This is a genomic window from Microvirga calopogonii, assembly GCF_003347665.1.
Lineage (GTDB): Bacteria > Pseudomonadota > Alphaproteobacteria > Rhizobiales > Beijerinckiaceae > Microvirga > Microvirga calopogonii.
Genome location: NZ_QDGA01000033.1, coordinates 1 through 12,013 on the forward strand (window position 1 = coordinate 1; position 12,013 = coordinate 12,013).

The following is a 12,013-nucleotide window of genomic DNA, read 5'->3' on the forward strand; positions in this document are numbered from 1 at the left end:
GTGGCCATGCGCACCGAGATCAAGGCCCTGCACCAGCGCCTGAAGACCACCACCATCTACGTCACCCACGACCAGATCGAGGCCATGACCATGGCCGACAAGATCGTGGTCATGCACGACGGCGTGGTCGAGCAGGTCGGCGCGCCGCTCGAGCTCTACGACCGTCCGGCCAACCTGTTCGTGGCCGGCTTCATCGGCTCGCCGGCGATGAACTTCCTCAAGGGCCATCTGCAGGGCGGCCGGTTCGTGACCGCGAGCGGCATCACCCTGCCGGTGGCCAACGCCCCGGCGGCCTCGGACGGCCAGCCGATCATCTACGGCATCCGGCCCGAGCACTTCATGCTGGACGAGGCGAACGGGGTGCCGGCCGAGGTGGCGGTGGTCGAGCCGACCGGCTCGGAGACGCAGGTGTTCGCCAAGTTCGGCGGTTCGGACGTGGTCGGCGTGTTCCGCGAGCGCGTCGACGCGCAGCCGGGCCAGCAGATCCGCGTCACGCCCGATCCGCGCCTCGTCCACCTCTTCGACGAGCAGACCGGCAAGCGCCTCTGATCAACGTCTGCAATAGGCAAGCTCAACTCACCGAGACGTTCAACCCTCCAGACCACGGCTCGGGAAGGTCTCCCTTTGGCACGCCTGAGACGCTAGAGATTGGTTCGCTTTAGCGCTTGAGAGCCGACATTCGTTCGGTGGCCGGAACGTGAAAGTTTGACCCAAACCAGACCATCCGATGGTAGGCATGAAACGAGATGGAAGCGACGCTCGCTGCGTGGTATTCCACAACGCCGGTGAGCAGGGTTTGATGGCTCCCGGCCATCGCCGAACACGAGTGGACCCCGTGGGCACACGCATGGAAGGTCACAGCGTGCTACGTTGGTGCGGCTTTGGATCAACGAGCGGCACCGGGTGGAAACACGTCGTCGGCAAATGTCATCAGGTGGTGGCGGAGGATCTCGCACGCACGGGCAGCGTCCCTCTTGATGGAATACTCGGCAAGGATCCTGTGCTCGTCGATGCGCTGCACCCGCTGCAAGTGCTCCCGAGGCTTGCGGTTCTTGAGCATCAGGTGGCGGTACCGGAAGCCCTGGTCGTAAAGAACATCGAGGAAGGCCAACATGCGCGGCGAACCGCAGGCCGAGATCAGCGCCATATGAAAGGCCTTGTGGACCGCGTCGAATCCCGTGGCCGCCTCACGCGCGTCCTCCGGCGCCCAGGACATGTAGTTCACGAGACGATGGAGTGTCGCGACGACCCCGGCCTCCCACTGGTCGTCGCCATGCTCGATGGACAGACGCAGAGCTTCCATCTCAAGCGGGAGGCGGGTGCGGATGATATCCATGAGGTCGGCCGGGCTCATGTCCGCAACGCGGAAGCCACGCTGGTCGATCACCTTTACCAACCCCCGGGCGATCAGCCTGGACAGCCCCTCACGCAAGGGCGTCGACCCGATCCCGGTCTTTGCGACCAGGTCCCGGATGTTGAGCCGCTCGCCCGGCTGGAGTTCGCCGGCCAAGATCTGGGCCGCAATGTGCTCGGCCGCCTTGGCAGCTAGGCTATCCGACGACTGAAGGGGGAGGGCATCCATGTTCACCGCCAAAATATCGATATTTTCTGTTTTGATGCACAAATTTAGTGTTTACATATTTTAGCCTCCCGCTATCGTGAGCGTCAACAACAGCCAAAAGTGCGTTCACAGGGAGATGCCCGTGCCCAACAAAAAAATCGTGATCGTCGCCGCCCTCAATGGCGGAATGCAGCGCGATCGAGACGGCGCCAAGGTGCCGATCACCCCGGCTGAGATCGCAGAGGATGCCTACCTCTGCTACAAGGCAGGCGCCGCGATCATCCATGTCCATGCCCGCGACGAAAGTGGCCGGAACACGGGCGACCCGGTGGTCTATAGCGAGATCATTAGGCGCATCCGGGACAAGTGCGACGTCCTGATCCAGACCACAAATGGCATCGGCGTTCGTCGCGATCCCACGACAGGCGACTTCATCTGGCCGACCGACGACGAGCGCCTTGCCCTCCTGAACATCGAGCCGCGCCCCGACCTCTACGGCATCGCAGCGGGTTCCATGGACTTCTATCATCCGGAGGGCGGCTATCCGGGCGAGACCCCGTATATGAACTCGCCCAACTTCCTGCGCACGACCCTGCCTCATGTCTACCGGATCGGCTCGACCGTCGAGTTCGAGCTGACAGAGGTCAATGTGGTGCATCGCCTGTCCCGCCTTGCGGACGAGGGAATCATCGACCGCCATGCCAGTAACCTGTGGATGCTCCACGGCGGTGGCATCGGCAACACCCCGCCGACGGCGCGGGCCCTGGTCTACTCGCGTGACGAACAGGAGCGTCTTTTCCCCAACGCGAAGTGGGGCGTCCTCGGCGCCGGCCGTGCCCAGTTCACGATGGCGGCTCTCGGGCTTGCCATGAACTGCGACACGGTCCGTGTCGGCTTCGAGGACAACATCTACCTGCCGAATGGCGAGCCCGGACGACGTAACCACGATCTCGTGGAGGCTGCCGTCAGGCTCGCGGGTTCCCTTGCGCGCGACCCTGCAACCCCGGCGGAGGCGAGAACCGTGTTCGGTCTCAAGGATCCCGCACGCTAGATCGTCTGGAGAGCCGCGCCCGTTGCCTTTCGGCCGGAAGGGCTGAGGACCAGGGTCGTCTCTCCAGACTTCCACCAGCGATATCACCGTGCCCGCTGCACGAACCTGCCTTCCATGAGGCGGGACAGGATCCGTGCGTCGAGGCTCACCCAAGGAATGAAGACATGGGACATCAGACACCATGAAGCTGGCCACGCTCTCTGACGGCAGCCGTGACGGAAGGCTTGTCGTCGTTTCCAGGGATTTGACGCTGGCGGCTCTTGCCGAGCCGCGCACGCTTCAGAACGCGCTCGATGCGTGGGACGAGGCCTTGCCAGCCCTGAACGACCTCTATCGGAGGCTGAACCACCGTGAGGTCGCTGGCGCATTTGCGTTCGAGACGTCCCATTGTCTGGCGCCGTTGCCGCGAGCCTACCAGTGGCTCGATGCATCGGCATTCCTGGCCCATGGCGAGTTGATGGCCAAGGCCTTCCGGATCAACAACCCCCAGGGCGCCACGCCGCTCGTCTACCAGGGTGCTTCCGACCGAATGCTGGGCCCCGCGCAGGACGTTCCGTTCCCAAGCGTTGAGCACGGCATCGACTTCGAGGGCGAGTTCGGTGTCATCCTCGGCGATGTCCCGATGATGGCGACGGCTGAGGAAGCCCAGAAGGCAATCCGCCTTCTGGTCCTGATCAATGACTGGTCCTTGCGCACCCTTGCACCCTCCGAGATGAAAACCGGGTTTGGCTGGATCGCGGCCAAGCCCGCCACGAGCTTCGGACCCGTTGCGGTCACGCCGGACGAACTCGGTGATCGTTGGGTCGACGGGCGGATCCACCTACCACTTCATGTATCGCTCAACGGCCGACGCTTCGGTGAACCGTTCGGCGGTGCCATGGACTTCGGATTCCCTGACATCATTCGGCATGTCACGGCCACCCGTGCGCTGGGAGCCGGCACGATTCTCGGATCCGGTACCGTCTCGGAAGGCGACCCGGACCGCGTTGGCTCCGCCTGCATTGCAGAGCGACGTGGGTTCGAAATCATTCAATCCAATGCAGCGACGACGGATTTCTTGAGCTTCGGCGATACCGTCCGGATCGAGGCCTTGGGTCAAGATGGTCAATCGATCTTCGGCGCGATCGACCAGACGGTCGTCCGGAATCCGGTACGGCCGGACTGATCCTATACAGACGCTCGAGCATACGGTCGCAGAACATAACGAAAATGGCCGTTCTGCCGAGGTAGTCACAACTAAGGGAGGGTTTCATGTACAACGTGAGGGTAGCCGAGGTGGGGACCGCGGCAGTCGACGAAGGCCGGATCTTTCAAAAAACGTTCTGGCGCATCGTGCCGTTGCTCGTTGCAGGGTACTGCGTCGCGTTCCTCGATCGCGTCAACATCGGCTTCACGCAATTGCAGATGGGAAATGCCGTTGGCATCAATGCCGCGCAGTTCGGGTTTGCGGCCGGCATCTTCTTCCTGACCTACGCGCTGCTGGAACTCCCCAGCAACCTGCTGTTTCAGCGTATCGGCGCCCGCAAGACCTTCCTGCGCATCATGTTCCTCTGGGGCTTGGTCGTCATTGCCACCGCCTGGGTCACCTCGGCGACCCAGTTCTATATCCTGCGCTTGCTGCTGGGAGCCTTCGAGGCCGGCTTCTTCCCGGGCGTGGTGCTCTACCTGACCTGGTGGTTCCCCAGTGCCCAGCGCGGCCGGGTGACGGCGGTCATCTTCCTCGCGCTCCCGCTGGGCGGTACGATCGTCGGCCCACTCACAGGTGCCATCATGAGCGGACTCGACGGAGCCCTTGGCTTGCAGGGGTGGCAATGGGTCTTCATCGTCCAAGGCATTCCGGCCTGCCTCCTGGGCATCATGTGCTACCTCTACCTGCACGAAAGCCCGCAGACGGCTCCGTGGCTGACGGATTCGGAGAAGGCTCACCTGCTCGAAAAACTGCGGCAGGACGAGGAGCGGGCGCCTGCCAAGTCGGGTCATCCGGGTGCGGCAACGTTGAAGGATCCTGTCGCCTATCTGCTGGCCTTCGTTTACTTCGTGCCGACTTGCGGGTTCTACCTTTTCAACTTCTGGCTTCCGACCCTCATCCGCGAGAGCGGCGTGTCGCAGATCATGAACATTGGCCTTCTCTCAACGATCCCCATGCTGTGCGGAATTGCCGGCCTCCTGGCGATGAACTTCAGCTCCGACTTCTTCAAGGAACGCCGCTGGCATCTGGTTGCCTGCTTCCTCCTGGCCGCCGGCGGATTGCTGATGGCAGCATGGCTCAAAGGATCGACCTACACGCTCCTGGCATCTCTGTGCGTGGCCAATATCGGGCTGACGGCGCTGGGGCCGCTCTTCTGGACCTTGCCGCCGACCTACTTCGGGCGGGCCGCCGCGGCAACGGGAATCGCGCTGGTGAGCACGATCGGAATCACGGCTGGCTTCGTGAGCCCATCCGTCCTGGGCTACATCAAGGCCCAGACGGGCGACCTGACACTGGGCATATACGGCATCGCGGCGCTGCTTCTGATCTGTGTTCCGCTGCTGATCTGGACCGTGCCGGACCGCGCGATGCGGGTCGGCGGAACGACGGATTGAGTTGGGTACAAGGCGGTCAGGTAGCGTGAAGCCGTGAACTGCCACATTGGTTCGTTCGCGGCTTCGCCACAGCACGCTCAAGTGCGCTGTTCAGACCGACCGAAAGGTAATCACCAACGCTGCGGCACGAGGCGAATGTGGCGAACGGCACGATTCCGACCTATGCCCTGTACGGAGAGGCCACGGACGCCCCCGGCGTGGGCTGGATCCACTGCGAGTCGATTCAGGCCCGCAGTCGTTTGCATGACTATGTCATCCAGCCGCACCGCCATCAGACGCTGTTCCAGATCCTTCACCTGACGCAAGGCAGCGGTCACTTGCTCGTCGACGGACAGGGCATAGGGATCGACCCGCCCTGCATCGTCACGCTGCCGCCAATGGTGGTCCATGGCTACACCTTCACGCCGGACGTGGAAGGCACCGTCATGACCGTGTTCGCCAATCGCGTTGCCGAGATCCTGGGCGCCACTGCCGACCTGGCGGAAAACTTCCGGTCGGTCCAGATCGTTGCGGTCGAAGGCCACCATGATCTCGCCCATAGCCTTAATTCGGATATCGACGCGATCGTGTCCGAGTTGCAGGCGCATGCGCCCGTACGGCGCCAGACCATGGAGGCACGGCTGTTCCTGATCATGGTCGCGCTGTACCGCGTGCAGAAAAGGAAGAGCCAGCCTCCATCGAGCGAACCCTCCCGCTCCCGGGAGCATGCCCTACGGTTCCGTCAGATCGTCGACCAGGATTATCGCAGCCATCGAAGAATCCCGTCATATGCCAGTCAGCTCGGCATTACCTCGACCCATCTCAACCGGATCTGTCGCGAGACCTTCGGCGAAACCGCCTTGGGCCTGATCCATCAGAGGCTGGTGCTGGAGGCGAAGCGCTACCTAACGTTCACGACGTTGAGCGTTAAGGAAATCTCTTTTGCGCTTGGGTTCGAGGAGCCCGCTTACTTTACCCGCCTCTTCAAGCAAAAGACCGGCATGTCACCCATGACCTTCAGGGCCATTCAGGCAACTGCGGCGAACTGAAGGCTCAGGGATTGCCAGACCCTGCCGCCTGGGACTAGGCCCAGTCCGAGGTATCAGCCGTATGGCGCGCGGATTGCCCTTCACAAGGTCGCTTTTGTGCACCGGCTGCTTCATGCGGCCTGATTGCCTGGAGTGTCGATACGCATTCCAGTGCGGTTGGGCGATGTTCGAAAAGTCCAGGAGAATGCAGGATTGATGCATTGATGGGTGGTTGGTGCCCCGTACACTCGCCTCATGCCCGGATCAAAGGTGAATACACCTGATCCCCAGGTTCACTTCAGGAGCCGCAACAGCCGGTCGCCGACCCGTGGGCGGCGCGCTGCATCGATCCGTCCTAGCGTGCCGCTCGTGTTCCGAGGCGGCAGCCGAGTGATCTTGCGTCCAAATCGAGCCAACGAGAACGCAGACGAGGGAGTATACGCCATGAGAAAACGCCACCTGAGACATGCCTTGCTGACGCTCGCGGGGATTGCTAGCGCGACGCAGGCAGGCGCGCAGACAGAATCCAGCACGAAGCCGGCCGTTCAATGCAATTCGCTGAAGGAGATGCGCATCGCGCAGGGATCCATCGGCCTTCCGACGGGCGGGGCGGTCGTCACCTCCGCCGTTGCCAAGCCTGCGGCGGAGAAGAAGGTCACGCCAAACGGGATCCAGCTTGCCCTCCCTGAGTATTGTGAGGTGAGAGGGGTCATCAAGCCTGTCGATCCGAACGCACCGGACATCAACTTCCAGGTCAGCCTGCCGAGCGCCTGGAACCGTTATGCCATGCATTATGGCGGAGGCGGGATGAACGGCAATCTCGTGACCGGATTGTCCCAGCGATACCCCCAGCCGCTTGATGCCCCGCTGCCCATCTCGCGCGGCTATGCGACATTCGGGAGCGATTCCGGCCACACCAACAACGGCGGCGACTTTACCTTTGACTTCGCCCTCAATGACGAGGCGTTGAGGAACTTTGGCTTCGAGGCGCTGAAGAAGACGAAGGACGTCGCCTTCAGCGTGATCAACCGCTACTACGGCGCGTCACCGTCCAAGAGTTTCTTTGCCGGCCACTCGAATGGCGGCCGCGAGGCCCTGATGGTCGCACAGCGCTTTCCGTCCGACTATGACGGCGTCCTCGCCGTCACCCCTGTGCTGAACTTCACCGGCATCCAGCTCAGCGGCAACCGGCTTGTCGCAGCCCTCTCCGACGGCGGTTGGTTGACGAACGCGAAGATCGATCTGCTGACGAAATCCTCGCTTGAGGCCTGTGACGAGTCGGACGGCATCAAGGACCAGATCATCGGTCGGTACATGGGCTGCAAGCACGATCCGATCGTCCTGCGCTGCCCCGGCGGGAGCGACACCGGCCCCTCGTGCCTTTCGGACCTGGAGATCTCGACCGTCAAGATCTACCGTGAGCCGCATGTGTTGCCCTTCCAGCTTGCCTACGGTGTTACCGGCTTCGAGGGATTCGGCGTCTCGGGGCGGGAGAGCTTCAGGGACGGCTGGGCAACCTGGGTGACGGGGAAAGGGGCACCGGCTCGTCCGCAGCTTCCGGGTTCGGACCGTCCGCAGGGACAGGGCAACGTCCCGTTCTTCGGGCAGATGTTCGTTCGCTACTTCATTGCCCAGGATCCCGCGTTCGACACCTACAACTTCGATCCTCTGAAGTTCCGGGAGCGGATCCAGAAGGTGTCTGCCATCATCGACTCCACCAATCCCGACCTGTCGTCCTTCCTCGATCGCGGCGGCAAGCTGATCATCACCGACAATACCGGTGACTCGGCGCAGAGCGGATATAGCGGCATCGCCTACCATGATGCCGTCGCGAAGGTCGTCGGCCCTGACCGGCTTGCACAGGGCGTGCGCCTGTATATCGCCCCGGGCGGTTCCCACTACGGGATCGGGACGCCGTCGAAGTTCGATGCGATCGGCTCTCTCGAGCGGTGGGTCGCCAGCGGTGAGGCGCCCGGGAACCTCGTGGTCGTCGACATGGGCCCGGCCACGCATGCGGTCGGCGCCTCCCGTCCGCTGTGCGAGCATCCCCGCTACCCCCACTACAGAGGGTCGGGCGATCCAGCCCGTGCGGAAAACTACGAATGCCGGTCGTTCTAGGATCGGGGTATGCTGGAACAAAAGAACCGACGCAGCGAACAGGAGGAAGCAATGAAGCCCATCATCTACGCTGTTGCAGCCGTTACAGCGATTGTCGGCCACGGCGCTCAAGCTCAGGACAAAACCACAACCGCACTCCAGCGATGCCAGGATCTGAAGGGCCTTGTGATTGCACCCGGTGACATCGGCCTCCCGGCAAAGGGAGCGTCGGTCACACAGGCCGACCGGGCTCCACTGGCGGAACCCAAGGCCTCTCCCGACGGTGAGTTCGGGCTCCCGATCCCGGAGAGGTGCATCGTCCAGGGTCGGATCGAGCCCGTCGATCCCAATGCCCCGCCGGTCAACTTCAATGTCAACCTGCCCACCACCTGGAATGGCAAGGCCTTGCAATCCGGCGGCGGCGGTCTCGGTGGAGCCCTGATCACGGCTCCCAACCAGAAGGGCTCCGGCCGCTTCGACCCGATCCCGCTGGATCTGCCTTATCCCCTTACACTCGGCTATGTGACCTTCGGCGATGACGACGGCCATCAGGGATCGGATGTCAACTTCACGAAGAGCGACGAGGCGTTGCGGAACTGGGCATCCGACGCGCACAAGAAGACCCGCGACGTCGCCCTGACCATCATCAAGGCAGCCTATGGCAAGGCACCGGATCGCCTTTACTTCACGGGCGAGTCGGCGGGTGGCCGCGAGGCCGTGATCATGGCCCAGAAGTTCCCGCGCGACTACGACGGCATCATCGCCACGTCACCTGTGCTGGGCTGGTACGGGATCCACTTGGCGGACAATGCGATCCGCGACAGGCTGATCCAGGGTTGGCTGGATGCAAAGGCGATCTCTCTCATCGCCGAGAAGACCCGTGCCACTTGCGATGAAATTGATGGTCTTAAAGACGGCATCATCGCCCGCTACATGGAATGTCCCAACAACGTTGCAAGCTTGCGATGCCCTGACGGCAGGCCCGGAGAGGGCTGCCTCTCAGATGCGCAGATCCTGGCCGTGAACGCCATCCGAGAGCCCTGGTCCATGATCGTGCCCCTGGCACACGGGGTCACGCGCTATGCCGGCTTCGGGGTCACCGGTGACGAGGATGGAGAACGCTACCAGTATGCGTTCTACACCGTCGGAACGGAACGACCGTCGCAGCCTCTGGAGCCCGGGCGGGGCTTCGAGTCGAAGCGCGGTGCCGTGCTCAACTTCTCGAACCTGCTGGTCCGTCACACGATCGCACAGGACCCGGGCTTTGACCCCTACCAGTTCGATCCGCGTCCCTATGCCAGGCGCATTCAGTACCTGTCGGCACTGTTCGACGCGACCAATCCGGACCTATCCGAGTTCCGCAATCGCGGCGGCAAGATGATCATCCTCCAGCCGTCCGCGGACAATGCGGTCGGGACACCGATGATCGCGGAGTATTACAGGTCCGTGGTTGCCAAGATGGGACAAAACGCGGCCGATGACGTCCTCCGCTTCTATGTCGGACATGGCGGCGGGCACAATGTCACGGGCACCTCGCAGGTGGATACTCTCACCCTCCTGGAGAACTGGGTCGAGAAGGGGGAGTCCCCACCCGATGCGGTGACGGCCTACAACGTCGAGACTTCTTCGCTCAAGCGCCTGCGGAGCATGCCGGCCTGCCGCTATCCGACCTATGCAAAGTACAATGGCTCAAGCGACCCGAACAGGGCGGAGAGCTTCACGTGCGAGAAGCGTCCCGATCCGCTCGCGTTTGATCCGAAGCCATAGCGAGCCACCGAGTCCTCCTGCCTTCTTGGCATGCCCTGACCAACGGTTTGGGCGTGCTCGTCTTGAGGACCCGACATGTGGAATTGTCGGCAATGTCGCTCAGGGTAGAGACGGCATCCTCAAGTCTCGGGATGGGCAGCGCCAGCAGTGATCTATAAATGCCTCCAGTTGCCACCTCTTGGAAGTAAATCCAGACCCTGCTTTCGCCAGGAATATCGGACATTCCTAGAGGTCAAGGGATTGGCAGAGGATGACCCACAGCGGCCCTTCCGCATGCGCACTGTGGGATCCTTTTCATCAGCAATGATGTCGCTGACTTATACGCTAAGGGCATAGTGTCCTGCCTGATACTTGGCGAACGCAGTATTGTGCATTGGTGGCTTATGCCTGCACAGGCACTCGGATTATTGCCTGATCCACGTCTCGTTCCGGGATCTGGATCAGGCGGAGATTGCCCTTATACGGAAGCGAGCGTTCAACCCGCACAAGGAACCGATGCTGCCGCATCGTCACATCGGTTCAGGTCGAATGCGCCACGGCATACTTTCGCGATTTCAGTGCCGATCGATCCAGCCTGGTGCCAGGCGGACGTATTTGATGGCGCGTCGATGGAAGGTGTATGCCAGATGTAGTGCACCGTCCGGTCCCTGCACCATAGCTGGATACGAAAGCTCCTTGTTGCGACCATCGAGCGGGTTGTTCGAGAGGCAGGTTCCCGGCCCATCGTCGACGATCCGCCGTTGCGGGAAGGTCTTGCCGCCGTCGGTCGACACGCACAGGGTGAGGGGAGCACGCGGCACGCCCCAAATGGCTGCAACCCCTCCAGCGGGGTCTGAGCGCCCGTCATCCTCCTCTCCGAGTTCGTCATAAAGGGACTCGCGCCGGGCGGGCGAATCCGTTGCCGAAACCGGGTTGCACAGCAGCGCCACACGGCCATCGGCAAGCCGGATGGCGACGATCGAGGAGTTGTTGTTCGGCACGTCCGTCGGCTCGGGCGTAGACCAACTGCGTCCGCCGTCGGTGCTCTCCGTCCGGTAGACGAAGTCCGCCTGCCGCCGCCGGAAGAAAGCCGCCATGCCACCATCGCCGAGCGGCACGATGGTCATATGCACGCAACCCACCGAGTTCGGGACCTCCGTGAGGGACCAGCTCTCGCCGCGATCCTGGCTGACGGCGACGGCAGCAGTGTCATGGCTGCCGGTCCAGCGCGCGCCGGGCAGGACCTTGCACAGGAAGAGCGGCAGCATCCACGCCCCGTCATCGCGGACGACCATGGATCCGCGCACGAAGCTGCCCTTGGGCAGATCCAGGGTACGCGACGGACCGGAACGTACGCCGGCAGCCGTTTGCTCGATCGGGCGAAAGCGGACGACGCACTCCTCCTGGCGCCCACCCGGCTGGGCCGTGTGGAACAAGCCGACCGAGCCTGATTGCGGCTCGGCGAAGATGACGGGGTTCTGCTCCGAGCGCGTCTCGTCGTCCGAGACCTGGTCCGCGGCGCTCCATTGCGTGGCCCCGGGCGCCAGCGTGGAAATGCGGATGAAGATGTCGGATCGGCCTTCCAGCGTGCCGGCAAACCAGGCACAGGCCAGCGAGCCGTCCGGCAGCCATTGAAGGAACGACGCGTGATTGTGGATCACCGGCGAAGGCAGGAACGCCTCTGCACGGTCGGGCTCGATCGGTTCCACGCGACCGGTCATACGCTCTGCAATGTTGTCTGGCGTCACGATGTCCTCCCATTGCGAATGTGGCATCGAAATGAACCAGTTTTCATAGCTTGTCAAGTTGACAAATGTCCCTCCACAATTCGCGGCACAGCTAATAAATCACTCAAATACTTCAATAAATTCCAAAAATATAAGATCGACTCTCTTAATGAGAACATCGGAAAGAGCCGTCCCGGAATAATATGTTGACAACTTGTAAACTCGCGGCGATATTGCGTGC

At 62.3% G+C, this 12,013-nt stretch carries 9 protein-coding genes; 7 read left to right on the forward strand and 2 right to left on the reverse strand.

What is annotated here, in order from left to right; genetic code table 11:
- A partial coding sequence (locus tag DDF70_RS20755) for an ABC transporter ATP-binding protein (RefSeq protein WP_114943260.1) occupies positions 1–549 on the forward strand: 549 nt, incomplete at its 5' end.
- A 337-nt stretch (positions 550–886) separates the two neighbouring features.
- On the opposite strand, the gene DDF70_RS20760 is transcribed toward DDF70_RS20755, so the two are convergent.
- Positions 887–1,582 (reverse strand): FCD domain-containing protein, encoded by a 696-nt coding sequence (locus DDF70_RS20760; protein ID WP_162820544.1) that lies wholly within the window; start codon positions 1,580–1,582, stop codon positions 887–889.
- 121 nt (positions 1,583–1,703) lie between these two features.
- On the opposite strand from DDF70_RS20760, the gene DDF70_RS20765 reads away from it, so the two are divergent.
- From DDF70_RS20765 to DDF70_RS20790, 6 genes are all read left to right on the forward strand, one after another.
- On the forward strand, positions 1,704–2,612 hold the full coding sequence (locus tag DDF70_RS20765; protein ID WP_162820545.1) for a beta-keto acid cleavage family enzyme: 909 nt from the start codon (positions 1,704–1,706) through the stop codon (positions 2,610–2,612).
- A gap of 181 nt (positions 2,613–2,793) precedes the next feature.
- Positions 2,794–3,777: a fumarylacetoacetate hydrolase family protein gene (locus DDF70_RS20770; RefSeq protein ID WP_114946744.1), complete on the forward strand. Its 984-nt coding sequence runs from the start codon at positions 2,794–2,796 to the stop codon at positions 3,775–3,777.
- 86 nt (positions 3,778–3,863) lie between these two features.
- Positions 3,864–5,195 (forward strand): MFS transporter, encoded by a 1,332-nt coding sequence (locus tag DDF70_RS20775; protein WP_114946745.1) that lies wholly within the window; start codon positions 3,864–3,866, stop codon positions 5,193–5,195.
- A gap of 137 nt (positions 5,196–5,332) precedes the next feature.
- A complete protein-coding gene (locus tag DDF70_RS20780) occupies positions 5,333–6,223 on the forward strand; it encodes a helix-turn-helix domain-containing protein (protein WP_114946746.1) in 891 nt (296 codons plus the stop codon).
- A gap of 423 nt (positions 6,224–6,646) precedes the next feature.
- Positions 6,647–8,320, forward strand: coding sequence for a tannase/feruloyl esterase family alpha/beta hydrolase (locus DDF70_RS20785; RefSeq protein WP_162820546.1), 1,674 nt, complete (start codon positions 6,647–6,649; stop codon positions 8,318–8,320).
- 51 nt (positions 8,321–8,371) lie between these two features.
- Positions 8,372–10,066: a tannase/feruloyl esterase family alpha/beta hydrolase gene (locus tag DDF70_RS20790; protein WP_162820547.1), complete on the forward strand. Its 1,695-nt coding sequence runs from the start codon at positions 8,372–8,374 to the stop codon at positions 10,064–10,066.
- A gap of 554 nt (positions 10,067–10,620) precedes the next feature.
- Here the strand turns inward: DDF70_RS20790 and DDF70_RS20795 are convergent.
- A complete protein-coding gene (locus tag DDF70_RS20795; RefSeq protein ID WP_114946783.1) occupies positions 10,621–11,793 on the reverse strand; it encodes a sialidase family protein in 1,173 nt (390 codons plus the stop codon).
- Positions 11,794–12,013 lie beyond the last annotated feature (220 nt).

Bases quoted from the DNA above. Each gene is read 5' to 3' on its own strand.
- DDF70_RS20785 (WP_162820546.1), top strand. From the start codon at position 6,647: ATGAGAAAACGCCACCTGAGACATGCCTTGCTGACGCTCGCGGGGATT.
- DDF70_RS20770 (WP_114946744.1), top strand. From the start codon at position 2,794: ATGAAGCTGGCCACGCTCTCTGACGGCAGCCGTGACGGAAGGCTTGTC.
- DDF70_RS20760 (WP_162820544.1), bottom strand. From the start codon at position 1,582: ATGGATGCCCTCCCCCTTCAGTCGTCGGATAGCCTAGCTGCCAAGGCG.
- DDF70_RS20790 (WP_162820547.1), top strand. From the start codon at position 8,372: ATGAAGCCCATCATCTACGCTGTTGCAGCCGTTACAGCGATTGTCGGC.
- DDF70_RS20775 (WP_114946745.1), top strand. From the start codon at position 3,864: ATGTACAACGTGAGGGTAGCCGAGGTGGGGACCGCGGCAGTCGACGAA.